Raw genomic sequence first — 24,783 nt, 5'->3', positions numbered from 1 at the left:
ATTCCATGCGGGTTACGGCGTGTTAATGGTTTCTGCATGTGAACGGTTCAACTATTCATTCGGCTGGTCATACACGTGCCGGTACTTCTTCAGATACGTCTCGAAAGTGCCCGAAGCATCCTCCACCCACTGCGACAGGCTGCTTTTATCTTCCGGCTGATCACCGACCAGATACACGGTCCGCTGCTTCACATCATTGCCGAGGTCGTACTTGATGATCCGTCGTCGCAACGTGCCGCTGCCGGCTCTTTCTACGTCCCTTCCGAACATGGTTTGCGTGACCGGGAAGCGCTCGCCATTGAGGTGACACCATCGACAGAAGGCGTGATACAGCTGCATGGCAGAGCAGCAAACAAACGGAAGGGGGAGGAAACCACCGGACCATTCCCGGTAGAAGCGCTGCGGCGGCGTCAGGCCCAGTGCGATCAGCTTGACTTTGGCCTCGGTCACCAGCGGCTTGGTGTGCTCGGTGAAATCATCCATCGGCACCTCATGCAGCAGGTAGTGATAGAACGCCTCGATGCCGCCGTTGCGGATCTGTTCGCTGACTTCGCGATAGAAGGATTCGTCGCGCTTTGGTGGCGTCCACAGGACCAGATAGCGGCGGTCCGTCTTGTCGAGCGCGAGCGGCTGCAGCTCGTTGGACAGGAAGACGAAATTCATGTGGTTCGCCTCGGCCCGCTCGGTCATGCCTTTGGGGTTGATCATGATGACCTCGCCGGTCACCATGTGCTTGAGCTTGCCCTTCAGCTGCCGCAGCTCGTTGCGGGTCACCACCTCATCGGCCACAAAAAACAGCTTCTTCGATGCCCACTCGTTGAACTGGGACTCGATCTGCGCGTTGCCGATCACACCGCCATACTCGCCGTAGATTTTGGCGACGACGTTTTCCCAGAACAGGTTCTTACCGGAGCCCTCATCGCCGTGCATTATGATCGACGTGCGCATCTTGGCGCCTGGGTTCTGGAGCGGATAAGCGATCCACCGCAGCACCCACGCCAGCACCTCGGCATCGTTCCCGCACAAGTGCAGCAGCAGCTCGACAATCTTGTCGCATTTGCCGCGCTTCGGCTTCATTTTGAAGCCATCGAACAGGTTGACCGTCTCATCTGGATCCGCCTGCAGTGTCGGATCAAACACCACGCAGTCCTTGTTGACCATGCGGCGCTTCGGGCTATTGAGCCAGAACTTGACCGCGTCCGATCCGAACGCCAGCCGCAGATGGTTGATCTTGATGATCACCCGGTTCTCGCTATCCCATGCCGTGTCATCACCATAGATCAGCACGAAATTGTCTTCCAGACGGTGCACCTTGTCCCAGTGCTCCTGTCCATATTCCTTTTTCGGCTTTTTCTTGGCCTCACCCTTCCCCCCGGCCGAGGAAGCTTCGGCGACGGGTGCAACACTCGCCTGGCTGTCTGCAACAGCATCACCGGCCGGCGCACCATCTGACTGAGTTTCTGCAACAGGGGGCGCGGGGGAATCTTCCCGACGAGACGCAGATTCCGGCACGACGCTGCTCCGTAAGTGCTCCGCTTCTTCGTAAGCCGCCAGATCATTCAGCTTTTTGCGATCTTTCGGCGATTGCAACGCTGCAGCGATCGCCGCCTCCAGCTGGGCAACCACCGCATCGAGCGACTGTTCGACGTGCAGGTCGTTGAAGTCGGTCCACTTGTTCTCGCCTCGATCGGCGAATGATGGCCAGACCACGGAGGCATTGCCGACGGTCCGAGCTGCAGCCGTGGCTTTGGCGATGCCGGCGTTTTCCAGCTTCAGGGTGCGGATGACGCGATCGGTGCGCACATCGGCCTCGAGGTAGTCGACGCCGTTTTCATCCTTTTTCCATGCCGGCGTGATCCGGACACGCTCACCATCTTCGGACAGCAGGATCTGCTCGGTGCCGTCGACGGCAAGTTCAACCTGCGTGCCGGCCGCCGCCTCGAGTCGCTTCTTCAGCGCGGCATCGCACTCGCCATCGTCGGAAAAATCACGCTCCGTCAAAATCTCAGCGTCACCATCCATGACGATCGTCGCGGCGATTTTGAAGTCCTTGACCAGTCGCTTCGCCAGCCGCTTTTTCAGCTGCCAGTCATCGTCGGCAGCAAACAGGATGTGCGTGCCCGGGAAATCGCGACGGACCTGCTGCGCCACGTGGATCAGGTTGCCGGCATCAAATGCCAGCATCACCGGGAAATCGCGCTTCGTGGCGAGCCGGATCGATCCGCCCGTTGCATAACCCTCGGCCATGATGAGCAGCGGCGCATCGGCCGGCAGCTTGCCCAGCAGGCAGGCGGCGCCGACTTTGTCCATTCCCTTGTTAAACAGCTTGGAGCCGTCCGGCTTGATCTTCTGCAGGCCGACCAGCTTCACGCCATCGCGGGAATACCGACGCATCGGGACCAGCAGTGTGCCGTCGTCGGTGATGCGTGCCGTTTCCTGCTCGACGCGCTTGCGTTCCAGATAGGCAGACGGTGTTTTCGGCGTGACGCCTGGTGCAACGTCAGAGGCGGCATCCCACTGCATGCGCGCACGATTTGCAGCCAGCTGCGCGATCTCGGCAATGCGCTCAGCCTCACGCCTGGCTGCTTCTTCCTGTCGCTGCCGGACCGCTGCCATTTCTTCGACATCGACTTCATCAGATCCGAGCGACACACCGATGGCGCCGTTGTCGGTACCGCGCCAATAGCCAAACACACCATAGACCGCTTCGCTGCCGGTCTTGGTGGTGATTTTGGTCAGCTTGTACCACGCCTTTTTCTTTGGCCCGAAGCGCCTGGACTTGCCATCACAGACGATGCCATTGGCGGGAATGGGCGGCAGACCGTGAGTCTGCATCTGGGTGACGACCTGATCAATCGTTGCCATCGCCACCTCCGCTCTGCCCAGTGACTTGGCAGGACGATCGGTAAGGCACCCGGACACCACCCATCAACGAGGGAATATTGCGGTAATCGAGCGCACCCGGGCGCCGCGCTTCGATGACATCGAACGCCGAGGCGGAGTGCAGCGGCTTTGTCGGCGGCGCCGGCTGAGAAGGCAAGACCTTCGCACCGATCGAGCTCTTCGCTGCATTGGATTCGATAAACACCTGACCTGCCGGCGTGATCTGAATGCCGGTCTTCAGACGGGTCACAAATCCCAGCAGCGCAAGCGGTTGAATCGCCAGCTTGTCGAGGCGAGTGGGTGAGCGGAAATTGGAATTGACGGCAGCGAGCAGCTGGTGAATGGATGCTTTGCCGCCGAGAGAATGAACGCGCTCGAGCGCATCGAACGCGGGAGTGCCGCGGCGAGGTAGGGAGCCCTGCATTACTTTGCCTCCGCTTTCTTCGCCCGGTCCTGCACGCGTGCCCGAAGCTCGCACATTGCAGCGATCGCTTCTTGGAATTCCTTTTCGAAGGATTCCAGCTCGTTGGCATCGATGTCTCCGTCATTGGCAAATGACTGATACAGACAGGAGGCAACATCGCCGAATTCCTTCATCGTCTTGCAGACGTTCTGGGTCAACTCTTCATCCGGCACATTGTCGACACGCGGCACCGGCACCATCACGTGGCCCAGTCGCCATGCGAAGGCATAGGCCGGCAGCATCGCGTCCTTGACGTTCGCCTGGACGCACAACTCGATGATCTCGGTCGTCTCTTCGAACGACGCGTGGTGCGTCTGGATACCCGGGCGCAGCTTGTTGTACATCACCGGCGCCGTTTTAGTCAGTCGCTGTGCCAGTGCCTCGATGCCGCCTGGATAGTCGCGCGCGACCCTGTACAGCGCATCATGCTGGTTAATCTCCGAATACTTGCAGGTCACGGTAAACCTCCCTTTTTATTACCGATGTGAAATGTTTTTTATTCACTTATTCTTGCTACAACAACACAACAACGAAGGGCAGGTTTCCATCGTGCTAAATTTCAGCTTCCTCAAGCCTACAAACACCGGAAGACCACCCATGAATTCACAACTTCAAGCGATCGGCATTGCCTGGTATCGCGAAAGCGACTACGACGCGCTGCGCGCCATGTTCACCGACGGGCACAAGCTGCCGAGCACATTCCTGCAGTGGCAGGATCAGGCCGAACAGGCTCGCAAGCGATATGTCCGCCAAGGACACATCGTCATCAAAGCTCACATCGATCCGGTCACTTTCCCCGCCTGGTGCGACGCTAACGGCTGCACAGTCGACGCCCAAGGTCGCATGCGGTTTGCAAGCGCCGAGGCTCACCGCATCGCTATGGAAGCGAATAAGAATGGTTGACACCACTCGATTGCTTGCCGCCTGCTCATCCCGGTCTGTCATGCTGGGAAACTCCTTTGAGAATTATCAAAGCCCGAATTCCGGGCAAAAAAAAGGGGCTGCTGCCGTTTGCACGGATAAGCAACCCTTGGTCAATGAGTGGGGATTTTTTCTTCCTCTGCCGGCGCCCGCAGCGCATCCCAGTCCAGCGCCGGGAATTTCGCCTCAAAGAATTTCAGCCATGGCGTCGGGATGGCCTTGTCGGTCACCCACTGCGAAATACGGCCACGGCTGAGGCCAGTCATTTCGATGACGGCCTTCCTGCCACCCACTGCGTCGATGATTTTCAAGGTATCCATGCAGAAAGTATAGGAGTCTAAACTCTTGACGTCAAGCACTCTAAACAAGGAATCGCTTAGATTCCTAAACATGACGACACTTTCCGAACGCATTCAGGAAATCCTTGACGCCGGCCATAGCCAAGCGGAACTCTATAAGGCCGCAAAAGTGTCTAAAGGAACCCCTACGCAGTGGCTCAATGGTCAAATCAAGTCCATGAAGTACGAATACGCGCAGGGAATTGAACTGGCCACCGGTTTCAGCGCCACCTGGATCACAACTGGTGCCGGGCCCAAAAAATTAAGGCGGGTCGAGGACAATGTTGAGCCCGGCCCGGATATTAAAAAGAATAGGCAATATCCAGTGATTTCATGGGTTCAAGCGGGACAGTGGACCGAGCTGTGCGACAACTTCCAACCGGGCGATGCTGACGAATGGAAGCCCTGCCACAAGGATCTCGGTGAATGTGGTTATGTTCTTCGGGTGAAGGGGAAGTCTATGACTGCACCTCCCGGGGAGCCGTTTACATTCCCAGAGGGAATACTGCTATATGTGAATGCCCACGCCGAAGCGCTCCCGGGCAAGTTCGTCATTGTCCGACGCAACACGACTATGGAAGCCACTTTCAAGCGCCTGATTACTGTTGATGGGGAGCTATATCTCGAAGCGTTGAATCCCGAGTGGCCGAACCGATATCTCAAACTGGAAGAAGGCGATGAATTCTGCGGAGTGGTGCAGCACGCCGGCTTCGACATGCCATAGCCCTGCCTCTCAAGCGTCCGCCAAGCCCGCATTAGCGGGCTTTTTTATTGCGTTTTTACAACATAGAGAATAGTTTCCTGTCCCACTTTTTTCCGGGTGGCATGAAATATTTCTGCGCCGTATAGTTTTCTTGACTTTATAAAGTTTAGCGAACTATACTTATTCCAAGCCGCAACACTTCGTTGTGGCAACTCTACGGAGACGCAGATGGAAAACCAGCCGACCAGACATCACAGCTTGCCGACAGCTATTCAGGCACCCCGAGTCGACCCGGACCGTGTCCATGAAATGTTCGCCGAAATGCGCCGCAAAGAAGCAGAGCGCCAAGCCGCACTGCCGCAGATTCGTGCCGAGGGCGTTGAAGCATTGAAGCGGCTTCTGAAGGTGGCCCAAGGCCACTCTGGACAATGCCGCTACATCGCCAGCTTCCTACTCGGCCTCTACAACGGCAACCGCTTCAAGTTCGATCTGACCGATTTCCGCTGCCTCGACTACGAACTGTTTCAGGACTGCCTGACCGTTCTGCGCATGGACTTCCAGCCGCAGCGGGAAGTGCACTGCTATTTCGAAGATGGCGGACGCATCTGGGAACAGCTCGCGAAGGACTGGAATATTCGCGACTACACCAAGCGAGCAAAAGCATGAAGCGCGCCTGGAATGCCGTCATGCACGTGGAGCACGGCTGGCTCGCACGCCATCAGTACGCGAACCTCGCAATCATTTTCGCGATCGTCACACTCGCGCCGGGAGTGATCGAATGGATGATCTGAAAGTCACCATCCGCGCCTCCATGCGCGATCCGTATGCTGGACTTCGCGGCAAGGACTATATCGCCGCCCGAGGCCTGACGCCCCAGATCGGCCGCATCCGCGCTGAATCGATCGAAGACTGCCAGTGCGCCCCCTGTGTACGTGAGCGAATGCTGCCGGCTGTGCAGCGAATTTGTGCAGCTTACGACCGCCGCCAGATCGGCAGCCACGTTCGGCTGAACTGGAGCATCGATTCGCCCGAGGCGCTGCTGGCACTTACCGAGCACCCGGAGCTGGAAAGCGTGTGACATGGGTGCCCGCATCGCTCCGACTCGCCTGGCACTCGAAATCGCACACCGGTTTCTTCAAGTGTCGACGCCTCTCGATGAAATGCTCCAGCACCCAACCTACCGCCCAATCCTAGAAAACGTCGCGCGCCGGCACATGCAGCGCCTCGCGCGGCAAGACGTCAAAAAGCTGCAGGCAAACGACCTCGATTAAAGGGAAATAACGTGGACCTCATCACCTACCAAAACAACGCACTGCGCACCGAAAAAAAACTGCCGACGCCGGTCGAGCGACTGGTGCACGCATCACTTGGCCTTGCCACCGAATCCGGCGAAATGACCACCGAAGTCAAGCGCATGGCGATCTACAGCAAGCCGCTCGATGAAGACCGCCGTGCGCACCTCGCTGAGGAAATCGGCGACGTGATGTGGTATCTCGCGATCGCTGCCGATGCTCTCGGAATGCAACTGGCAGACATTGCCGCCGCCAACATCAGCAAGCTACAGCAGCGTTTCCCCGATGCCTATTCCGACCACGCCGCCGAAGCACGCGCGGACAAGGGCGGGCTCGATGCACGCAACTCCTGATCGGCATCCAGCATGAAGCGCACTCTCATTTCCATGGCGGTCAGATTCGCCTGCTACGAAATCGGCCGCCAATGGCGGGCGCAGCAGCAGGCGATGCCGACCCAGTCCACAAACGCGTGAGGCATCAATGATCACCACCACCATTACACCGGGCGCTCGCGTCAGCTTCGACAGCGATCACGGCCCACAGCGCGGCGTCGTCGCGCAAATCCGCAAGGACTTGATCATCGGGCAGCAGGTCGCCTTAGTTCAGGTTAAAGGCACTCAAGGCGGCATGCCGTGGAAGATGCCGGTCGAGAAGCTGACGCTGGAGGCTGCGCAATGCTGAAGCTCCCGCGCCTTATCGGCATCACCGGCAAAGCAGGCGCCGGCAAGGACACGATCGGATATCACCTTCGCCGGAACTATCAATACATGCCGGTCGGCTTCGCCGATCCGATCCGCCATGGTATCGCCGCCATGCTCGATATCGACCCGATGCATTTTGCGCACCCGTACAAGGAACAGGTGCTTCCGGAGATCGGCAAGTCGCCTCGCCAGCTGATGCAGACGCTCGGGACCGAGTGGGGGCGGCAGCTGGTGCATCCGGACCTGTGGCTGATCGTCGCGCGCAACGCGATCAATTCCCACTGGGCAGTTTCGAAGAACGTCGTCATCACCGATGTGCGCTTCGAGAATGAAGCCGCTCTCATCCGCAGCTTAGGCGGCGCCATCTGGCACATTCAGCGCGATAGCGCCGGTACCGCACACCAGCATGTCAGCGAGTCCGGTGTGGCCTTTGAGCCTGGCGTTGACAAGCTGGTCGACAACAACGGCTCGTTCGACGATCTGTTCGAGCAAATCGACGGAGCGTTTGCATGACGACCCTGCTGCTGTTTGCCAGCACCTTCGGCCTTGTTTTCGCACTGGGGCTGCAATCCCAGTTCGTCAACAACGGCCACTATGGCGCCGCCTTCGCCAACAGCCTGATGATCTCCGTGGCCCAGCTGGGCGCGCTACAGATTGTTCATGCCACCACGCCGATTCATTACGTGGCGTATGTGATCGGTGGCCCGCTCGGCATTGTCAGCAGCATGGTGCTTTACCGGCGCCGCTGGAAGAAGGGATAAGCCATGTTCTGGATCCAGAAGTGGAACCCTGCCTTCCGGCCGCTGCCGGTGTCGACGGTCTTTGAAATGTGCATTGCACGCGCCGCATTTGATGCGCTCGGCAGTCGCCCGCTCGAAGACGAGAACGCCGGCGACCTGTCCACCGCCTACTGGCTTTCACTCGAAAACATGGTGCGCGGCGCATCCACCGAGGAAGACTGGAGCATGGTCACCTTCGCCCTGAATATCGGGCTGATCCTGTGCGAGTTCGGCATCGGCACCGAGTACGAGCAGCACTTCATCACCGCGCTGGACGGCGCATTCCGGTGCAAATTGCGTGCGGACCGCACGGCCGCATGGCGCTTTGACGGCGAGGCGCTCGGCCTCATTCGCCTGGCACTGGAAGTCCACGACGAACAAATCAAGCTCGCCACCAAGGACGAGCTGCGCACCGCCCTGCTGGAGGTCCGGCGCCGGGTGGAAGAGGGAAACGTCTACCACGCAGCGGCAGCCTGACCGCACATCACCAATCAAGAAAGAGAAACGATGAATTCCAACACCGCACCAGAGCAGCTCGCGATTGCCGGCACTGAAGACACCCGCAGCAACGCGACGCCGCACATGATTGCCCGGGTCAACTCGATCGCGATCAAGATCGCCGCGCCGTTCATGGCGAAGGGCGATATCCGCTACTACCTGAACGGCATCAACATCCGCCCGCTCGAGGACGGCTCGGTGATGGTCGTTGCCACCGACGGCCACCGCTATGTCGTCGCGCGCGATCAGGAGGGCTACTGCGAGCGGGAAATCATCGTTTCAGTCAGCAAGGACGGGCTCAAGCACGCCGCCGCCGGCAACACGCTCGACGTGATGTCGAACGGTGACGCCAAGTGGCTCGACAAGCACGCTGCACCGCTATTTTTTCAGGTTGGCAACTCTCTCATCGAGGGCAAATTCCCCCGCATCGAGAACGTGGCCAGCACGCTCGGCTACAGCGAAGGCATCAGCGGCGCAGTGATGCCGCAGTACCTCGCTGACGCACTGAAAATCGGCGAGTACTTCCGGTCGATCCGGTTCTTCACCAAGGACGACGACAGCCCGTTGATGTTCGTTGCCGGCGGCATCGCCGATCTGGAAGTGTTCGGCGGCATCATGAAGCTGCGCGACTGCTTCGATGGCCTGCCGAACTGGTTCCCGAAGCCGGTGCCATTCGAACTGACCGAGGCGCCTGGCTCGCTGTTGCTGACCGGCGCCGAAGACGCTCCGGAGGACGGGCTGTATGACGACGCCGTGCAGCTGGTCAAGGCTCACAAGCGCGCATCGATCAGCCTGGTGCAGCGCCACCTTCGCATTGGCTACAACCGCGCCGCACGTCTGCTCGACATGATGGAGCAAGCCGGCATCGTGAGTGCGATGCAGTCGAACGGCAACCGTGAAATTTTGGTGTCGGCATGAAGCGCGACATCTTCACCATGGCCCTGCCGCTCGGGCATGAACTGGCCATCGACAATTTTGCCGGCGGCGGCGGCGCATCGACCGGCATTGCAATGGGGCTCGGCCGCGAGGTCGACGTCGCAATCAACCACGACGGCGAAGCACTGGCCATGCACGCAGCAAACCATCCGACCGCTGCGCACTATACGGAAGACGTGTTTGCCGTACATCCGGGCTTCGTGACGCGGCAGCTGCCGATCGGCCTCGCCTGGTTCAGCCCGGACTGCAAGCACTTTAGCAAGGCCAAGGGCAGCAAACCGGTCGAGAAGAAGATCCGCGGGCTCGCCTGGGTGACTCTGAAGTGGGCGACGTTCCAGATGCCGCGCGTGATCGCGCTTGAGAACGTCGAAGAGTTTCAGGACTGGGGACCGCTGGGCGAAGACAACAAGCCGCTCAAAAGCGAGAAAGGGCGCACTTTTAAAGCCTTCGTGCTGGCACTGACGACCGGTATCCCGAAAGATCATCCGGACCTGCAGGAAATCTATGATGTGCTCGGCCATGACTTCCCGATCGAGCGCCTTCATGCCGGGCTCGGGTATCAGGTCGAATGGCGGGTGCTGCGCGCCTGCGACTATGGCACGCCGACCATCCGCAAGCGTCTGTTCCTGATTGCACGCCGCGACGGCCGCCCGATCGTCTGGCCAGCACCGACGCACGGCGATCCGAAGAGCGATGCCGTCAAGTCCGGCAAACTGCTGCCGTGGCATACCGCCGCTGAATGCATCGACTGGTCGATCCCTTGCCCGTCAATTTTCGAGCGCAAGCGCCCATTGAAGGATGCCACGCTGCGCCGGATCGCCAAGGGCATCATGAAGTTTGTGGTGAACAGCGCGGATCCGTTTATCGTCGGCGCCGGCGGACCGGTCTATTCAGGAAAGCCGGCGGCAAGCGATAAGCCTTTCGGCACACTGACTGCGGAAAATCACCGCGCCGTTGTGGTGCCAACGCTGGCACCGGTGATGACCGAGCATGCCAATGCATCGTCGCCGCGCTGCATGCCGGCAGACGAGCCGCTGCGCACGATCTGCGCACAGGTCAAGGGCGGGCACCACGCGCTGATCACCGCCCACATCAGCAGCTACTACAGCGACAAGCGGCCGGGCGATGTGCGCGGCGGCCCGCTGAACGATCCTCTGGCAACGCAGCCGACCGAAAACAGGCATGCGCTTGTATCCGCATTCCTTGCCAAGCATTACAGCGGCGTCACCGGGATCCGCGCGGACGTGCCAGCCGGAACCGTGACGTCATCGGATCACCATTCGCTGGTGACTTCCCACCTGGTGAAGCTCCGCAACAATCAGTTCGGTCAGGAGGTTGCCCAGCCAGCACCGACGCTGACAGCTGGCGGCGGGCACATTGGCGAGGTGCGCGCATTCCTGATCAAGTACTACACCGAGGGCGGTCAGGACCAAAGCCTGGCCGACCCGATGCACACTATCCCGACCAAGGACCGCCTCGGCCTGGTAACGATCAAGGGCGAAGACTACGCGATCGTCGACATTGGCATGCGCATGCTGACGCCGCGCGAGCTGGCCCGCGCACAAGGCTTCCCTGACTCCTACATCCTTGACCCGGTCGTCAACGGCAAGCCGCTATCGAAAAGCGCGCAGGTCCGGATGATCGGCAACAGTGTCTGCCCGCCGATGGCAAAGGCACTGGTCGAGGCCAACTTCACTCACGAGCACCATATTGCGAGGGCGGCATGAGCGAAAACAGCAAAATCGAGTGGACCGACGCGACCTTCAATCCATGGATCGGATGCACCAAGGTTTCCCCCGGATGCGATCACTGCTATGCGGAAGTCAGCACGCCGGCCCGCACCATGAGCGTGCGCTGGGGACCAAATGCGACACGGCACCGCACCAGTGCCAGCAACTGGGCGCTACCGATGAAGTGGAACCGCGAAGCCGACGAGTTCCAAGCCAAGCATGGCCGGCGGCGCCGCGTGTTTTGCGCGTCACTTGCTGACGTATTCGACAACGCAGTACCGACGGAATGGCGGCGCGAACTGTTCGACCTGATCGAGCTTACCCCGCGCCTGGACTGGCTGCTCCTGACGAAGCGGATCGGCAATGTCTATCGCATGGTTTCCGAGGCCCGCTGCCATGACTGGCTGATGGGTCAGCGCAATGTCTGGCTGGGCATCAGCGTCGTGAATCAGGAAGAAGCCGACCGCGATATTCCGAAGCTGCTTGCGGTGCCGGCGCGCGTGCGCTGGCTGTCAATGGAACCCCTACTTACGACGGTCGACCTGACACCCCATATCGCACAGGTCTGCGATGCCGGAAGCACGCCGCATCCTGCCGGCGGCGGCACTACTTGCATGCGCTGCGACGGCTCCCGTCTGAGTGGCGGCTGCCCGGGGATCGATTGGCTTGTGGCAGGCGGCGAGAGCGGCCCGAAGGCGCGGCCAATGCATCCGGACTGGGTGCGCAGTCTGCGCGACCAGTGCGCCGCAGCCGGCGTGCCCTTCTTTTTCAAGCAGTGGGGCGAGTGGGCGCCTGGCGAATGTGCAGCAAACACTCTTGAAATGCGGAGCGTTCAAGTAGCCGATTGGTTCGTTGACGAATGGACATTCCATACGATTGATGGCGACAGCACGTTCCACATAGACGACGAGCCGACTCTATACCGCGCAGGTAAGAAAGCCGCCGGACGCCTGCTCGATGGCGTACTGCATGACTCATTCCCGAAGGTGATCGCATGAACGAAGCAATCGACCGGCTCCGCGCGATGGCGCGTGATGCGCTCCAAGAGTACAACGTCCAGTGCATGAAGCACGGCGGCGAGCCTGAATTTCCACAGTGGGCAAAGGACACGCTCGACGTCTGCCGAATCGCCAAAACGCAAGCGGTGGAATTGGAGCGCAGGGAGGCGACCATTCGCACCGCCACCGGCGCACTGATATTTTCGGAGAAGGAACTTGCCGCCGCACGCGCCGAAGCGAGCCGGTTGAAGAACCTTATCAACACCCCGCACACCGATGACTTCGTCGAGGCAGTCAAACTCGAGGCAGCGCACCAGCAGGAGCGCTGGGGCAGCGCAGGCGACGCCGGCAAATCGCCGCAGGACTGGTTCTGGCTAATCGGTTACCTCGCCGGCAAATCTCTTGCGGCCTTTATCCGAGGCGATCAAGGGAAAGGCCTGCACCACATCATTTCGAGTGCCGCAGCCCTGCTCAATTGGCACCGGCACGCGACCGGCGAAGCAACCGCAATGCGGCCCGGCATCGAAGCACCGGAAGAGGTCACCCAATGAGAGAGCGCCCGATTCTATTCAGCGCGCCGATGGTGCGTGCCATCCTTGATGGCACGAAGCTGCAGACGCGCCGTGCGATCGTCTTACCGCATGAAAATGCGCTTGGCCAGTGGGAGCCAACAACTATCGGCGGCGGCGGAATCTACGACAACAAGGGGCAAAAGGTTGCTCACCAAGGGGCAATCTGGCACACGCGCACCGGGGACGTGATTGGATGTCCGCACGGCAGCCCCGGCGACCGTCTGTACGTTCGGGAAGCCTGGCGATCCACCGCCGAGCTGGACAAGCTCAGCGGCAGCGGAATCGCTGCAGCGTGCCTGAACGCTGGTTACGCGGCACCATGGGCACCGATCCAGTATGAGGCAGACGGCAATCAGCGCGACTGGATGACAGTCGGAACCCCAATCTATCTAGCAGGACCACCTAAGGCTGGACGGTATCGGCACGCTCGCTTCATGCCGCGCTGGGCTAGCCGCATCAATATCGAAATCACCAGCGTGCGCGTCGAGCGCTTGCAAGGCATCAGCAACGCGGACGCGATCGCGGAAGGAATCCGCCGAATCCGGGATGGATTCGAGCGCTTCCACCCATGCCCTACAGACATCAGATTCGAAGGCCTGACACGTAACCCGGTTTTGGCCTACCGGGGGCTATGGGAACAGATTAACGGCGCCGGCAGCTGGGACGTCAACCCATGGGTATGGGTCATTGAGTTTAAACGTATCTTTTAAGCAATATGTTACGCTATCAAACCATCCACAAGTTTTCGGAGGAATCCGGCTACAGCGAGGACGCGATCAATAGCAAGATCCGCGACGGGGTGTGGCTGGAGAATCAGGTTTGGATAAAGGCGCCGGATGGCCGGCGCCTGATCGATGTAGAGGGGTATTACCAATGGGTCGAGAGGGCTCGGGCGTCAAAGCCGCAAGTGAAACGTCAATCGAAATCACCTTTGCCTATCGTGGGCAGCGCTGCCGCGAACGTATCAAGCTCGCCCCTACCGCTCCTAACCTGAAGCGCGCGGCGCAGCACCGCGCCGCCATCCTCGACGCGATCCAGAAGGGCACCTTCAACTATCGCATCACCTTCCCAGACAGCCCGCGCGCCGCACTCTTCGTCGAAAAGCAAGGCGAAGTCCTCACAGTAGAAAAATATCTGGACGACTGGCTCGAGCGGCAACGCGCCCACCTCAAGGCATCGACCTATGAGGGCTACCGGAAGACCGTGGTGAATCACCTGTCGCCTGGTTTCGGCAAGCTAATCCTGTCCGACCTGAAGCGGGTCAACATCAAGGACTGGTGCGCCAAGCTGGAAACCAGCAATAAGACGATCCGGAACCGCCTGTCGGTGCTGCGCGCCGCCCTCGGTGACGCCGTTCAGGATGACCTGATCGAATCGAACCCGCTGTACGGCTGGCAATTCAAGAGTAAGGAAGCGCCGCAGGAGGACGACGATGTCGACCCGTTTTCGGCTGAAGAGCAGACGGCCATTCTGGACAAGCTGCAGGGGCAGGAGCGCAACCTGTTTCAGTTTGCATTCTGGACCGGCATGCGCACGTCCGAGCTGATCGCGCTGGAGTGGGGGGATATTGACTGGCACCGCGGCACGCTGCAGGTCAGGCGGTCATTGACCCGGGCGGCCATCATTGCGAAAAGCGAAGGCGAAACACCGAAGACCCGGTCCGGCCGGCGCGAGATCAAGCTGCTCGGCCCGGCGCTCGAGGCGCTACAGGCACAGAAGGCATTCACCTACCTGTCCTACGACCAAGTCTTCAACAACCCGCGCACCGACAAACGGTGGCGCGGCGATCTGGTTATCCGTGAAGCCTGGAAGCGTGGATTGAAGCTGGCGAAGGTACGTTACCGTCGTCCATATCAGACCCGGCACACGTTCGCGAGCATGATGCTGACTGCCGGCGAGTCACCGATGTGGGTGGCCCAGCAGATGGGTCACAAGGACTGGACAATGATCGCCCGCGTGTATGGAAAATGGATTAAAGACGCGCAGCCCGAGGCTGGCAATAAGGCGGTTGCGATGTTCGGAAATGCTGGCAAAAAAGCTGTCATTTCAATGCCCACATCACCCCATTTAGCCCCATCCGACCCAGAAATAAAAAGCGCCTAAGTCTTTTAAATCAAAGAGTTAGGCGCTTTATCTTGGCGGAGAGAGGGGGATTCGAACCCCCGATAGGCTATGAACCTATACACGCTTTCCAGGCGTGCGACTTAAACCACTCATCCACCTCTCCTGGATTCGGGTTCGCATGGCGCGAAACCGCAGATTATAGCAAATAATTCCGCTGCCACATGACATATTGCAGGGAAAATGCCTAGGCATTGCTATTTTTGCATGTCTTACGCCGGGGTGATGACCACTTTGTAAGCGCCGCCCAGCAAGTTGGAATGGCCCTGCACCAGCAGGGCATGCTTGCTACGGTCGTAATCATAGACATGCAGCGGTGGCGAAAACAGCAATTGCGGAAAGCCCGGCAACAGGGAGGACGGCGCCTTTTGCAAGGAAATCTGGCCCTGGCCATTATCGGCCTTGCGAATCCGTACTACCGTGGAATGGCTATGATGGATTTGGTCAGAATGGTATTCCACCTTCGCTAGAAATGTGGAGTTACCGGAATAGTCGACCAGAAAGCTCGGCTGGTCCCGCCAATGTTCAGTAAAGTCGTCGAGCGCAGGCATGATCATTATAATTTCTAAAACAATTGCATATTAGCAATTACAAGCCAAATCGGCTAATTTGGGTATCCCATAAATATGGGATATTTGAGTAATTTCTCTCTTGAACGCCGACACCATGTCGCTGATGCGTGGGAGCGATTTTTTCTGCGCCTATTCCCGCCATTCACCAGCCATTCCAGAATAAAAACTTGCTTTCTGGAAATTAACGTACAAAATGAATGTACGAGTAGACCAAACGCAAAACAATTACTGGTTTACGTAACAAGGGAAGGAGGCGCGTATGTGTGCGTGCATTCATCTCAAGCCAGCGGCACTGGCGCTGGCATTGACGTTGGCGTGGGCTGCGCCGGTACGGGCCGAGGAAACCGGCGTGCTGGGGCGTGGTTTCATTCTTCCCCCTGCCATGGCGTTCGGCCTGGCGTTCGACCGCCTGGCGCCGCCGACTTCTGCGCAGCAGCAAGTCCAATTGCAGCAGTTTTCGCTGGCGCCGGACGCCAGGCATGCCGGCGTGTGGCGGGAACTGGGTGGCGTGCGCATCAAGTTCGGCGTGCTGGCGACCGGCTTCAATCATGGTATGGCGGCGCGCGCCTTCGATCCGGATGCGCTGTCGCCGGCCTTGATGACGGTGCAGCCGCGCATCGATGCCCGGGTGCTGGAATTTTCACATTCATTCGACCACGCGGCGCTATCGTTTTCGCTCATGCGCAGCAAGGAAGGTAATCCCTGGCCGGGCGTGTGGCGCAGCGTGACGGCGTTCGGTCTTGGCGCGCCGACCAGTTCGGCGCAGTTGACCGGCGTGTGGCTGATCGCGCCGAAAACGGCATTGGCGGCGCAGGCATCCTATGGCCGCACGCCGCTGGGGCGCACCAGCGCCGATGGCATCGTGCGGAGCAATGCCTTGTCGCTGGGCCTGGTGATGGCGGACCGGTATCGTGCCGGCGACCGCTTGTCGTTTGCCGTGTCGCGGCCGATCCGGGCTTATGCGTGGACCTCGGCGATGCCGGGCATGGGTAATGGTGAGCGTAGTAGCTGGCAGGCTGCCGAACCCAGCGGACGAGAATTGCTTGCGGAAATGAACTATGTCACTCCCGTGGGAACGAGCGCTTATGCCGGCTGGGCCGTGTCCTTGCGCCGCCATCCGAATAATGAGGCTTCGGCGCCGCTGGAAAAACTTGCCGCAGTGCGTTACGTGCACCGCTTCTGAACAGGATGCTTCGTATATCATGTTCTCTTCTATCGAGGGCGGGCGGAGGTTGCGCCGTGCCGGGAGCGGAACATGGCCTTGCAATTGACGATATTTAATAACGCTGAAGAAGCCGCGGAAGTCTTGGCTTCACAGGTGAGTAAGGACTTGCAACAAGCGTTGTCGGCGCCGGGGGAAAACGGCGAGCGCGCCTTGCTGCTGGTGTCGGGCGGCCGCAGTCCGCTGCCGTTTTTCGCCGCGCTTGCGCGCGAGCCGCTGGACTGGGCCAGGATCGATGTCTCGCTGGTCGACGAACGCAGCGTGCCCTTGACTCACCCGGATTCGAATGCGGCGCTGGTCAGCCAGCATTTGCTGCAGGGGCCGGCCAGCGCGGCGCGCCTGGTGCCATTGATGGCAACGGTAGCGGCAGCGACCGATCCCTGGTTATGGGCTCGGCGTTCCGCTCAGGTCGCCAACGCCAATCCGGCGTTGGCGCGACCGGCTGCCATCGTGCTGGGCCTCGGCACCGATGGACATACCGCCTCGCTTTTCCCCGATTCGCCGCAATGGCCGGATGCCGCCACGACCAATCGCCGCTATGTGGCGTTGCAGCCGGGGCAGGCGCCGCATGCGCGCGTAACCCTGTCGCTCAAGGCGCTGGCGGCGCAGAAAGTCTGTTATGTCTGGACGGGCGGCGCCGACAAGCTCGATGTCATCATGCGCGCCCGTGCCCTGGCTGCCGCGGTGGACGATGGCACCGTGGACGCTTCCGCGCTGGAGAGCGCCGGCCCGTTCGCGCGGCTGGTGGCCGACCCGCATGTCACGCTGCAGGTTTTCCACTGTAAATACTAGCCATGGCCGCCAGCGGCATTAGCGGTATGGCTGCCTAGTCTTGGTAAAGCGCGTCCACAGTTTGAGCAATTCCGGCTGTTCCATGTCGGCTGCCGCACAAAGGTAGCCGCGCACAAATTCCGCCGTGCCCGCCAGCGCGGGATCGGTGGCGCCGGTTTGCTGCCAAGTTTTCAGCAAGTCAGCGGCGACTGCCGCGTCATTCAGCCAACCCAGCGCATCCTGCAGGCCGGTCAGCGCCGCCACATAATTCTTGATGCGCTTGGGCGGATAGAGCGACTGGCAAAATTCGCCGGCATAGCGGGCTTGTTTGGCGGCGATGCGCAGCCGGTGCCGTGTCTCGGCATTGGCGCGGGCCAGGCGCCGGCCGCGCTGCAGCAGGGTGGCATGCCGGCGCTTCAGCACCTTGTCGGAAAATTCAGGTAACGACGCCTGCAGTTTCTTACTATTGGCTTTGCGTCCTGCGTCGCGCCAGCGCTTGCCGGTCAACCAGGCGCCAAGGTTGAGCGCCAGCGTCGCGAACCGGGGCGAGGCTACGGCATCGATCGCCTGCCGCCGCTTTTCCTGCGCGGTGATGGCGCATGCCTGGTGCAACTGGGTAAGCGCTTGCACCTGTTCAGGCAGCGCGTCGATAATGCGCGGCAGGGTCGAATCCACCAAGACTTCCCAGTCGCGGCCTTCGCCAAGGGCGTCGCCCAGCCAGCACAATTCCGCTAGCAAGTCGGGCGGGCAGGGCGCCAGTTTTCCAAACAGCTTGAGCGTCGAGCGAAGCCGCCGCAAGCCCACCCGCATCTGGTGGATGGCATCCGGGTCGTGCCCGTCCAGCACCGCGGCTTCATTGCCCTGGATCTGTGCCAGGCAATTGGTCACGATGACGCGCACGCCATCTTCGACATTCATCTCGCGCGCCAGTTGAATCGGCCTGGCGCGCACGGCGGTCGGCACCTGTGCCTGGAACAGGTCATAGCCGCGCGCGGCTTTGCTGCTGGTGGCCAGGCGTAGCGGGATATGCTCCATCAGCTTCAAGCCGAGGTCGAACAAATGCTCCGGTAATCCAGATTTCAGCTCCAGCTCGATTTCGCTAACTGGAATCGTCCGGTCGCGGCAGCTGATGCTGCCTTCATCGAGCGCCAATTCGACCAGGTCGCCGTCCGGCAGCTGCAAGTCCCAGACGGTGCGCTTGATAGAAGTCGTGAAGGCCTTTTCCAGGCGCGCATCCAGTCCGGGTTCCTCCAATAGCTTGGCCCAGGCGCTGTGCGGATCGACCAGCTTGCGCAAGGCATCCAGTTCCGGCTGCGGGCCGGCCACGGTGGATTCCCATTCATGGCGGCTGTGCAAACCGCTGGCGACGCCGCCGCCGCCTTTGAGCGTCTGCACCCTGGCGCCATCCACTTCCCGCACGCGCAAGCCGGCATTGCTGTTGCGGATCGCCAGGTCGGCCGTGTCGAAATAAATATCCGCCATGTCCAGCGTACGCGCCGGCGCCTTGGCATAGGCCTGCAGCCAGGATAGCTGGCGCAGGGTTGCAGCGTGGCGAGGGTCAATCGTCAGTTTTAATTCGACTTCCATGGATTGTCTCGCAGAATAAGGTTCATCACGCGCAAGCTTCGCTCCTTGCCGGGGAATGGTCTACATTATATTGAATGGCTGGTGGACGACAGGCTGATGGAGCAGGCGCACTCTTTAGCTTCGGCTATTTCTTTGTTAGTGGGGACTTGCTGCCGCATTTGCGCAGTATTGCTGTGGATGCCGAAAGCGATGCCTCCGACCACCAGCCGGTTCTGCTGGAGCTGATCTGACACTTCCGTCTCCACGTCGTTGGTCGCATCTGGCTATCGATGGTTGAAAGATGCGCCGATCACGGAGGACGCAGGCAACCGGCGCTTTCAGCAATCCGCGCCCTTTTATTGCTGCGTGGCAAAAAATTTACGTTCATTTGACAATTCACTGGCCGTTCGGCCACTCGTCAACATTTCCGTGTAGAAATATACTCGGATAAAAACCCTACTCGGAGCCCAAAGTGGAGATGGAGAACCGCCTGCTGTCCCGGCAGGTCGACCTGCTATATCAGCAATCCAAAGGCGCGGCGCTGGCTTCGGCAGCTACCGCGCTGATGGTTGCTGCGGCAGTGTCGTCCACGGTTCCGCTGTGGCTGCTGTTGAGTTGGCTAGGCATCACCGTTCTGGCGGCCGGAATTTTCCTCGGCATGCACAGCAAGCGCAAACGCGTCGCCGGATGCGAGAGCCAATATAAGCGCTGGGCCGATGCATTTACCGCCATCACAGCCTTGTCGGGATTGTGCTGGGGGCTTTGCCCGATCCTGTTTTCGGCATACCTGCCACTGGAGTTCCGGCTTGCGCTGACGGTGCTGGCGCTGGGCATCAGCGCGGCCGCACTGCCCATGTTTTCGGTTGTGCCGCAGGTGTACCGGATATTCGCGACCTGCGTGGCGGCGCCCATGCTGGCATGGGGCATCCTGGCCGGTTCCACCATGATCAGCCACGAGCTGACGGTGATGGCGGCAGTATTCCTGATCCTGATGCTGGTGACGTCGACGCGACTGGCGCGCACCCTGCGCGCAGCCTTGCGCGTGCAATTCGATAATGAAGAGCTGGTGGCGTCGCTGCAGGAAGAAGTGGCGATCCGCCAGGCAGCCGAACAGGCCGCCCTGCAATCGACCACCACCGCGCGCGCCAGCCAGGCTCGCTTCGAACACCTGGCGGCGGTTGCCAGCGAAGGCCTGGTGTTCCACGAAAACGGTGTCATCATCAACGCCAACCAGGCATTTGCACGCATGGTAGGTATTTCCGTCGATGCCCTGGTAGGGCGCTCGCCGCTCGATTTCGTCATTCCCGCGCATCGTGCCCGCCTGGACAAGATGCTGCGCTCGCATCGCGATGAAACCTATGATGTCACCTTGGCCGATGTCCGCGGGCGCGAGGTGCCGCTTGTGGTGCAATCGCGCGATTTCGATTACGAGGGCCGCCGCGTGCGGCTGGCGGCGCTGCGCGACATCACCGACCAGCGCGCCGCCGAGGACAAGGTGCGCTACCTGGCGCAGCACGATGGCCTGACCGGCCTGCCCAACCGCAGCCAGCTGCTGGAAAGCCTGCGCCAGTCGATGTCGCTGGCGCGCCGCCAGAAGTTCAAGCTCGGCTTGATGATGTTCGACCTGGACCGATTCAAGGGCATCAACGACAGCCTTGGCCATGCCGCCGGCGACGAGCTGATCTGCGCCGTGGCCGAGCGCCTGAAGCAAAACCTGCGCGCCGAGGACATCATTGCCCGCCCCGGCAGCGATGAATTCCTGATCATGCTGCCGTATGTGAAGGATTCGCAAGACCTGGCGCGCACGGCATTGAAGCTGCAACGCTGCTTCGAGCAAGCCTTCACGATCGAAGGCGAGGAACTCTATCTCACGCCCAGCATCGGCATCGGCACCTACCCGGACGATGGCGACACGCCCGAGCAATTGATCCTGCGCGCCGAAACGGCGATGTACCAGGCCAAGAAAGCCGGCGGCAATGGTTTTGCTTTCTATGCCGCCGAAATGAGCGCTCTGGCCCGCGAGAACCTGAACCTGGAAAACCAGTTGCGGCACGCGCTCGACAATGGCGAGTTCATTTTGCATTACCAGCCGCAGCATGACTTGCAGACCAATGCCATCGTCGGCGTCGAAGCGCTGATCCGCTGGAACCGCCCCGGCCAGGGCATGATCGCGCCGCTGAAATTCATTCCGGTGGCGGAAATGTCGGGCCTGATCGTGCCGATCGGCGACTGGGTGATGCAGGAAGCCTGCCGCCAGGCGCAGGATTGGCAAAGCCGTGGAGCCGAACCGATCGGCGTGTCGGTCAACGTGTCGGCAAGGCAGTTCAAGGATCCGACGCTGGTGAGCAAGATCGCGCAATGCCTGGAAAGCACCGGGCTGGACCCGCACTTGCTCGAACTGGAACTGACCGAGAGCATCGTCATGGAAGATCCGGTCAACAGCGCGGCACGCCTGAAACAGATCCGCGATCTGGGCGTGACGATCTCGATCGACGATTTCGGCACTGGCTATTCATCGCTGTCGTACCTGCGCCAGTTCCCCATCGATATCCTGAAGATCGACCGCTCCTTCGTGCGCGATGTGCACATCGACACGCATAACGCCGCCATCGTCACGGCGATCCTGGCGATGGCGGGGCAGTTGCAGATCGGCGTGGTGGCCGAAGGAATCGAGACAGCCGAGCAGCAGGAGTTTTTGGCGCGGCATGGCTGCGGCATCGGCCAGGGGTATTACTTCAACAAGCCTGTCACCGCCGCCGAATGCGAAAAGCTGTTCGAGCGGCGTCCGGCCCGGGCTATTCCTTTCAGCGTGGTGAAATCAGCGTAGCAAGACCGGCGTGGCCGGATCGGCGGCGCTGCAACGGCGTCATCTATGGCGTCGCGGGATGGCAGCGCGCAGGGATGGCCTCCGCTCCCCAATGCGGGCCCATGCGAGCTAATGCACAGTCGACTTCCCCGCGAACCTCATTTACGCGGCGGTACCACGCCATCGCGCGTGGCCAGCGCTTTCTTCAACTCGCTTTCCGCATACTCGACATCGCGCGCGAGCCGCTTTTGCCGGCTGAAGTAAGCCTGGTTGAACGACAGGCCGCCATCGCTATTGTCGCGCTCCTCGCCGGGCAAAGGCTTGGTGCCGGCGGCCTGGCGCTTTTTCGCATCCTCCAGCAGCATTTCCGCGCGTATGACTTCGCTCAGCACTGCATCCGGCACGGCGATGGTGCTTTTGCCCGCTGCCGGCTTGCGTACCGGATCGATGCGCTGAACCGGCGTCGGCACGGGTTGCGGCGTGACTTTCGGCGGCGTGCCCGGCTCCGTGCTCCACAGGTTGCCCTTGATGGGCGGCGTCATGGTGATGGTATGGTCGACCTTGGCGCCGCTAACCGTTTCATCAGAATAGACGATACGGCCATCAGGCAGCACCTGGCGGTAGATGCGGGTCGGCTCGCGCCTGGACGCCGCGGCAGGGCGATGGGCCGGCTCTGCGCGGGATGCGCTTTCGGGGCGAGGAGCGTTCGTGGAATGGTCTGCCTGTGGCGCGCCGGCCGCCGCTTCCGGCGAGGCAGGAATGGGGCCGGAGGCGGATTTGCCACTGTCTTGCGCCAGTGCCGCAGGGGCAAGCATGGTCAGCGCCAGCGCATAGACCGGCAAAAGAATCGGGTTTTTCATATCGAGCTCCTTCGATAAGGGCGCCAATGCGTAGGGGGTCTCAACAAGGAGAATAATGCTATCTTGCCAAATTCGGCGGCTTGGTTTTATCGTTTGCGCAAGTTTTGCCGCCGTGGCTTACCGCTTTCACATCCTGTTTCATTATGTTACAGGTGAAGGCGACGCGCCAAGGTAGGATGGTCGATATTTCCAGTAAGCAGGCAATATGGGCAGTCCGGCCAGCCTAGCCAGTATAATCACGGCTGAATTCCAATCCAGGCGCCCGACGCCGTATAGACTGATATTTTCATGCTCGCAACTCAAAGACAAGAAATCATTGGCTTGTTCCAGCAGGCGCTGGCCCCCCTCGTCGCCGGCAGCGACCTTACCCCGAATGTCGTGCTGGAGCGTCCGCGCGACCCGGCCCACGGCGACATCGCTTGTAATATCGCCATGCAGCTGGCCAAGCCGCTGAAAAAGAACCCGCGCGAACTGGCGCAAGCCTTGGTAGCCAACCTGCTGGCCATCCCCGCGCGCGAACAACTGATCACCAGCGCCGAGATTGCCGGCCCCGGCTTCATCAACCTGCGCGTGGCCGATGCCGCCAAGCAGGCGGTCGTGGCAGCCGTTCAGCAGCAGGGCGAACGCTTCGGCAAGGGCACTAGCGGCGCCGGCAAGCGCGTCATGATCGAGTTCGTCTCGGCCAACCCGACCGGCCCGCTGCACGTCGGCCATGGTCGCCAGGGCGCGCTGGGCGATGCGCTGTCGTCGCTGTTCGCAGAGCAGGGCTACGACGTCACCCGCGAGTTTTATTACAACGACGCCGGCGTGCAGATCGCCACGCTTGCCACTTCCGTGCAGGCACGCGCCAAAGGTTTGAAGCCGGGCGACGCCGGCTGGCCGGAATCCGCTTATAACGGCGACTACATCGCCGACATCGCTGTCGACTTCCTGGCGAAGAAAACCGTGTCGGCTTCCGATGGCGCCCCGGTGACCGCCAGCGGCGACGTCGAGGATATGGATTCGATCCGTCGCTTTGCCGTGGCGTATCTGCGCCATGAACAGGATCTGGACCTGCAAGCCTTCGGCGTGAAGTTCGACAATTACTATCTCGAATCCTCGCTCTACACCGACGGCAAGGTGGCCGCCGCCGTGGATGCGCTGATCAAGGCCGGCAAGACTTACGAGCAGGATGGCGCGCTGTGGCTGCGTTCGACCGATTACGGCGACGACAAGGACCGCGTCATGAAAAAGTCCGACGGCACCTATACCTATTTCGTGCCGGACGTGGCGTATCACATCACCAAGTGGCAGCGCGGCTTCACCAAGGTCATCAACGTGCAGGGCAGCGATCACCACGGCACCATTGCCCGCGTGCGCGCCGGCCTGCAGGCAGTCGGCCTGGGCATCCCGCAGGACTACCCGGACTATGTGCTGCACAAGATGGTCACCGTCATGAGAAATGGCGAGGAAGTGAAGATTTCCAAGCGCGCCGGTTCTTACGTCACGTTGCGCGACCTGATCGAATGGTCGGCCGGCGAAGCGTCTGCGGAAGAGAGTGGCGCGCGCGATCTGACGCGCGGGCGCGACGCCGTGCGCTTCTTCCTCATTTCGCGCAAGGCCGATACCGAATTCGTGTTCGACGTCGACCTGGCGCTGGCGCAATCCGATGAAAACCCGGTGTACTACGTCCAGTACGCCCATGCGCGCATCTGCTCGGTGTTCAACCAATGGGGCAGTGACGAATCGACACTGGCTGGTGTGGATCTTTCGCCACTGACATCGCCGCGCGAAGCGGCTTTGCTGGCCCGTCTCGCGGAATACCCGGACATGCTGCAAAAAGCGCTCGACGAACTGGGCCCGCATCAGGTAGCGTTCTACCTGCGCGACCTGGCCGGCGAGTTGCATAGTTATTACAATGCCGAGCGGGTGCTGGTCGATGACGAGGCCGTCCGCCTGGCGCGGCTGGCCTTGCTGCAGGCGACCCGCCAGGTCTTGCGCAATGGCTTGGCGCTGATCGGCGTATCGGCGCCGTCAAGGATGTAATCGTTTTTATTGGAAGCGGCAGAAAC

Annotated in this window: 27 protein-coding genes, 1 tRNA gene and 1 pseudogene; 21 read left to right on the top strand and 8 right to left on the bottom strand. The window is 60.5% G+C overall.

Annotated features, from left to right (window positions below):
- Positions 1-51 precede the first annotated feature (51 nt).
- Genes EDC30_RS08590 through EDC30_RS08580 form a run of 3 tightly spaced genes read right to left on the bottom strand, consistent with a single transcriptional unit; the run spans position 52 to position 3,804 of the window.
- On the bottom strand, positions 52-2,865 hold the full coding sequence (locus EDC30_RS08590; RefSeq protein WP_132258408.1) for a DUF5906 domain-containing protein: 2,814 nt from the start codon (positions 2,863-2,865) through the stop codon (positions 52-54).
- A complete protein-coding gene (locus tag EDC30_RS08585; protein WP_132258407.1) occupies positions 2,852-3,307 on the bottom strand; it encodes a hypothetical protein in 456 nt (151 codons plus the stop codon). The genes EDC30_RS08590 and EDC30_RS08585 overlap by 14 nt, the downstream gene beginning before the upstream one ends.
- Entirely contained in the window at positions 3,307-3,804 is a 498-nt protein-coding gene (locus EDC30_RS08580) for a phage regulatory CII family protein (RefSeq protein ID WP_243656698.1), read from the bottom strand. Before EDC30_RS08580 ends, EDC30_RS08585 begins: the two co-directional genes overlap by 1 nt.
- Before the next feature lie 139 nt (positions 3,805-3,943).
- On the opposite strand from EDC30_RS08580, the gene EDC30_RS08575 reads away from it, so the two are divergent.
- A complete protein-coding gene (locus tag EDC30_RS08575; RefSeq protein ID WP_132258406.1) occupies positions 3,944-4,249 on the top strand; it encodes a hypothetical protein in 306 nt (101 codons plus the stop codon).
- Between the two features lie 131 nt (positions 4,250-4,380).
- Here the strand turns inward: EDC30_RS08575 and EDC30_RS08570 are convergent, their stop codons facing one another.
- The gene (locus EDC30_RS08570) at positions 4,381-4,578 is read right to left on the bottom strand and encodes a helix-turn-helix domain-containing protein (protein WP_165973770.1); all 198 of its coding nucleotides are present in this window, start codon (positions 4,576-4,578) and stop codon (positions 4,381-4,383) included.
- 79 nt (positions 4,579-4,657) lie between these two features.
- Between EDC30_RS08570 and EDC30_RS08565 the strand changes: the two genes are divergently transcribed.
- From EDC30_RS08565 to EDC30_RS08490, 16 genes and pseudogenes are all read left to right on the top strand, one after another.
- A complete protein-coding gene (locus EDC30_RS08565) occupies positions 4,658-5,329 on the top strand; it encodes a LexA family protein (RefSeq protein ID WP_243656697.1) in 672 nt (223 codons plus the stop codon).
- Positions 5,330-5,536: 207 nt separating this feature from the next.
- Entirely contained in the window at positions 5,537-5,974 is a 438-nt protein-coding gene (locus tag EDC30_RS08560) for a DUF7673 family protein (RefSeq protein ID WP_207907242.1), read from the top strand.
- Positions 5,971-6,099, top strand: coding sequence for a hypothetical protein (locus EDC30_RS19905; RefSeq protein ID WP_279389753.1), 129 nt, complete (start codon positions 5,971-5,973; stop codon positions 6,097-6,099). Before EDC30_RS08560 ends, EDC30_RS19905 begins: the two co-directional genes overlap by 4 nt.
- Positions 6,087-6,386 carry a hypothetical protein gene (locus EDC30_RS08555; protein ID WP_132258404.1) on the top strand — a complete coding sequence of 100 codons (300 nt, stop codon included), beginning with the start codon at positions 6,087-6,089 and terminating at the stop codon, positions 6,384-6,386. Before EDC30_RS19905 ends, EDC30_RS08555 begins: the two co-directional genes overlap by 13 nt.
- 1 nt (position 6,387) lies before the next feature.
- Positions 6,388-6,579 (top strand): hypothetical protein, encoded by a 192-nt coding sequence (locus EDC30_RS08550; RefSeq protein WP_132258403.1) that lies wholly within the window; start codon positions 6,388-6,390, stop codon positions 6,577-6,579.
- An 11-nt stretch (positions 6,580-6,590) separates the two neighbouring features.
- The gene (locus EDC30_RS08545) at positions 6,591-6,953 is read left to right on the top strand and encodes a nucleoside triphosphate pyrophosphohydrolase family protein (RefSeq protein WP_132258402.1); all 363 of its coding nucleotides are present in this window, start codon (positions 6,591-6,593) and stop codon (positions 6,951-6,953) included.
- Between the two features lie 127 nt (positions 6,954-7,080).
- Positions 7,081-7,281 (top strand): hypothetical protein, encoded by a 201-nt coding sequence (locus EDC30_RS08540; RefSeq protein WP_132258401.1) that lies wholly within the window; start codon positions 7,081-7,083, stop codon positions 7,279-7,281.
- A complete protein-coding gene (locus tag EDC30_RS08535) occupies positions 7,275-7,814 on the top strand; it encodes a deoxynucleotide monophosphate kinase family protein (RefSeq protein WP_132258400.1) in 540 nt (179 codons plus the stop codon). Before EDC30_RS08540 ends, EDC30_RS08535 begins: the two co-directional genes overlap by 7 nt.
- Positions 7,811-8,062: a hypothetical protein gene (locus EDC30_RS08530; protein ID WP_132258399.1), complete on the top strand. Its 252-nt coding sequence runs from the start codon at positions 7,811-7,813 to the stop codon at positions 8,060-8,062. Before EDC30_RS08535 ends, EDC30_RS08530 begins: the two co-directional genes overlap by 4 nt.
- Positions 8,063-8,065: 3 nt before the next feature.
- A complete protein-coding gene (locus tag EDC30_RS08525; protein ID WP_132258398.1) occupies positions 8,066-8,557 on the top strand; it encodes a hypothetical protein in 492 nt (163 codons plus the stop codon).
- A 726-nt stretch (positions 8,558-9,283) separates the two neighbouring features.
- Positions 9,284-9,496, top strand: a pseudogene (locus EDC30_RS19730) (DNA translocase FtsK); the annotation flags it as partial.
- Entirely contained in the window at positions 9,493-11,241 is a 1,749-nt protein-coding gene (locus EDC30_RS08515) for a DNA cytosine methyltransferase (protein WP_132258396.1), read from the top strand. The pseudogene EDC30_RS19730 and the gene EDC30_RS08515, both read left to right, overlap by 4 nt.
- Complete coding sequence (locus EDC30_RS08510; RefSeq protein WP_132258395.1) at positions 11,238-12,242, top strand: phage Gp37/Gp68 family protein; 1,005 nt, start codon at positions 11,238-11,240, stop codon at positions 12,240-12,242. The genes EDC30_RS08515 and EDC30_RS08510 overlap by 4 nt, the downstream gene beginning before the upstream one ends.
- Entirely contained in the window at positions 12,239-12,793 is a 555-nt protein-coding gene (locus EDC30_RS08505) for a hypothetical protein (protein ID WP_132258394.1), read from the top strand. Before EDC30_RS08510 ends, EDC30_RS08505 begins: the two co-directional genes overlap by 4 nt.
- Positions 12,790-13,524: a hypothetical protein gene (locus tag EDC30_RS08500; RefSeq protein WP_132258393.1), complete on the top strand. Its 735-nt coding sequence runs from the start codon at positions 12,790-12,792 to the stop codon at positions 13,522-13,524. The genes EDC30_RS08505 and EDC30_RS08500 overlap by 4 nt, the downstream gene beginning before the upstream one ends.
- Positions 13,525-13,687: 163 nt before the next feature.
- A complete protein-coding gene (locus tag EDC30_RS08490) occupies positions 13,688-14,917 on the top strand; it encodes a site-specific integrase (RefSeq protein ID WP_132258391.1) in 1,230 nt (409 codons plus the stop codon).
- 33 nt (positions 14,918-14,950) lie between these two features.
- Here the strand turns inward: EDC30_RS08490 and EDC30_RS08485 are convergent.
- Both EDC30_RS08485 and EDC30_RS08480 read right to left on the bottom strand, forming a co-directional pair.
- Positions 14,951-15,041: transfer RNA gene (locus tag EDC30_RS08485), tRNA-Ser, on the bottom strand.
- Positions 15,042-15,147: 106 nt separating this feature from the next.
- Complete coding sequence (locus tag EDC30_RS08480) at positions 15,148-15,492, bottom strand: hypothetical protein (protein WP_165973769.1); 345 nt, start codon at positions 15,490-15,492, stop codon at positions 15,148-15,150.
- A 274-nt stretch (positions 15,493-15,766) separates the two neighbouring features.
- Between EDC30_RS08480 and EDC30_RS08475 the strand changes: the two genes are divergently transcribed.
- The gene (locus tag EDC30_RS08475; protein ID WP_132258389.1) at positions 15,767-16,690 is read left to right on the top strand and encodes a hypothetical protein; all 924 of its coding nucleotides are present in this window, start codon (positions 15,767-15,769) and stop codon (positions 16,688-16,690) included.
- 72 nt (positions 16,691-16,762) lie between these two features.
- Positions 16,763-17,521, top strand: coding sequence for a 6-phosphogluconolactonase (gene pgl / locus EDC30_RS08470; RefSeq protein ID WP_132258388.1), 759 nt, complete (start codon positions 16,763-16,765; stop codon positions 17,519-17,521).
- Between the two features lie 18 nt (positions 17,522-17,539).
- Here the strand turns inward: pgl and EDC30_RS08465 are convergent, their stop codons facing one another.
- The gene (locus tag EDC30_RS08465) at positions 17,540-19,087 is read right to left on the bottom strand and encodes a CYTH and CHAD domain-containing protein (RefSeq protein WP_132258387.1); all 1,548 of its coding nucleotides are present in this window, start codon (positions 19,085-19,087) and stop codon (positions 17,540-17,542) included.
- A 457-nt stretch (positions 19,088-19,544) separates the two neighbouring features.
- On the opposite strand from EDC30_RS08465, the gene EDC30_RS08460 reads away from it, so the two are divergent.
- Positions 19,545-21,893, top strand: coding sequence for a putative bifunctional diguanylate cyclase/phosphodiesterase (locus EDC30_RS08460; RefSeq protein WP_243656705.1), 2,349 nt, complete (start codon positions 19,545-19,547; stop codon positions 21,891-21,893).
- Between the two features lie 137 nt (positions 21,894-22,030).
- On the opposite strand, the gene EDC30_RS08455 is transcribed toward EDC30_RS08460, so the two are convergent.
- Positions 22,031-22,732: a hypothetical protein gene (locus tag EDC30_RS08455; protein ID WP_132258385.1), complete on the bottom strand. Its 702-nt coding sequence runs from the start codon at positions 22,730-22,732 to the stop codon at positions 22,031-22,033.
- Between the two features lie 288 nt (positions 22,733-23,020).
- On the opposite strand from EDC30_RS08455, the gene argS reads away from it, so the two are divergent.
- Positions 23,021-24,757: an arginine--tRNA ligase gene (gene argS / locus EDC30_RS08450; RefSeq protein ID WP_132258384.1), complete on the top strand. Its 1,737-nt coding sequence runs from the start codon at positions 23,021-23,023 to the stop codon at positions 24,755-24,757.
- Positions 24,758-24,783: the final 26 nt, after the last annotated feature.

Origin of the sequence: Paucimonas lemoignei, assembly GCF_004342585.1 — a bacterium.
Lineage (GTDB): Bacteria > Pseudomonadota > Gammaproteobacteria > Burkholderiales > Burkholderiaceae_D > Paucimonas > Paucimonas lemoignei.
This window is presented reverse-complemented; position numbering and strand designations above follow the sequence as displayed.

What these genes read in the sequence shown, in the direction of transcription:
- EDC30_RS08590 (WP_132258408.1), bottom strand. Translation starts at nt 2,865, where the DNA reads ATGGCAACGATTGATCAGGTCGTCACCCAGATGCAGACTCACGGTCTG.
- EDC30_RS08585 (WP_132258407.1), bottom strand. Translation starts at nt 3,307, where the DNA reads ATGCAGGGCTCCCTACCTCGCCGCGGCACTCCCGCGTTCGATGCGCTC.
- EDC30_RS08575 (WP_132258406.1), top strand. Translation starts at nt 3,944, where the DNA reads ATGAATTCACAACTTCAAGCGATCGGCATTGCCTGGTATCGCGAAAGC.
- EDC30_RS08565 (WP_243656697.1), top strand. Translation starts at nt 4,658, where the DNA reads ATGACGACACTTTCCGAACGCATTCAGGAAATCCTTGACGCCGGCCAT.
- EDC30_RS08560 (WP_207907242.1), top strand. Translation starts at nt 5,537, where the DNA reads ATGGAAAACCAGCCGACCAGACATCACAGCTTGCCGACAGCTATTCAG.
- EDC30_RS19905 (WP_279389753.1), top strand. Translation starts at nt 5,971, where the DNA reads ATGAAGCGCGCCTGGAATGCCGTCATGCACGTGGAGCACGGCTGGCTC.
- EDC30_RS08555 (WP_132258404.1), top strand. Translation starts at nt 6,087, where the DNA reads ATGGATGATCTGAAAGTCACCATCCGCGCCTCCATGCGCGATCCGTAT.
- EDC30_RS08550 (WP_132258403.1), top strand. Translation starts at nt 6,388, where the DNA reads ATGGGTGCCCGCATCGCTCCGACTCGCCTGGCACTCGAAATCGCACAC.
- EDC30_RS08540 (WP_132258401.1), top strand. Translation starts at nt 7,081, where the DNA reads ATGATCACCACCACCATTACACCGGGCGCTCGCGTCAGCTTCGACAGC.
- EDC30_RS08535 (WP_132258400.1), top strand. Translation starts at nt 7,275, where the DNA reads ATGCTGAAGCTCCCGCGCCTTATCGGCATCACCGGCAAAGCAGGCGCC.
- EDC30_RS08530 (WP_132258399.1), top strand. Translation starts at nt 7,811, where the DNA reads ATGACGACCCTGCTGCTGTTTGCCAGCACCTTCGGCCTTGTTTTCGCA.
- EDC30_RS08525 (WP_132258398.1), top strand. Translation starts at nt 8,066, where the DNA reads ATGTTCTGGATCCAGAAGTGGAACCCTGCCTTCCGGCCGCTGCCGGTG.
- EDC30_RS08515 (WP_132258396.1), top strand. Translation starts at nt 9,493, where the DNA reads ATGAAGCGCGACATCTTCACCATGGCCCTGCCGCTCGGGCATGAACTG.
- EDC30_RS08510 (WP_132258395.1), top strand. Translation starts at nt 11,238, where the DNA reads ATGAGCGAAAACAGCAAAATCGAGTGGACCGACGCGACCTTCAATCCA.
- EDC30_RS08505 (WP_132258394.1), top strand. Translation starts at nt 12,239, where the DNA reads ATGAACGAAGCAATCGACCGGCTCCGCGCGATGGCGCGTGATGCGCTC.
- EDC30_RS08500 (WP_132258393.1), top strand. Translation starts at nt 12,790, where the DNA reads ATGAGAGAGCGCCCGATTCTATTCAGCGCGCCGATGGTGCGTGCCATC.
- EDC30_RS08490 (WP_132258391.1), top strand. Translation starts at nt 13,688, where the DNA reads ATGGGTCGAGAGGGCTCGGGCGTCAAAGCCGCAAGTGAAACGTCAATC.
- EDC30_RS08480 (WP_165973769.1), bottom strand. Translation starts at nt 15,492, where the DNA reads ATGATCATGCCTGCGCTCGACGACTTTACTGAACATTGGCGGGACCAG.
- EDC30_RS08475 (WP_132258389.1), top strand. Translation starts at nt 15,767, where the DNA reads ATGTGTGCGTGCATTCATCTCAAGCCAGCGGCACTGGCGCTGGCATTG.
- pgl (WP_132258388.1), top strand. Translation starts at nt 16,763, where the DNA reads ATGGCCTTGCAATTGACGATATTTAATAACGCTGAAGAAGCCGCGGAA.
- EDC30_RS08465 (WP_132258387.1), bottom strand. Translation starts at nt 19,087, where the DNA reads ATGGAAGTCGAATTAAAACTGACGATTGACCCTCGCCACGCTGCAACC.
- EDC30_RS08460 (WP_243656705.1), top strand. Translation starts at nt 19,545, where the DNA reads ATGGAGAACCGCCTGCTGTCCCGGCAGGTCGACCTGCTATATCAGCAA.
- EDC30_RS08455 (WP_132258385.1), bottom strand. Translation starts at nt 22,732, where the DNA reads ATGAAAAACCCGATTCTTTTGCCGGTCTATGCGCTGGCGCTGACCATG.
- argS (WP_132258384.1), top strand. Translation starts at nt 23,021, where the DNA reads ATGCTCGCAACTCAAAGACAAGAAATCATTGGCTTGTTCCAGCAGGCG.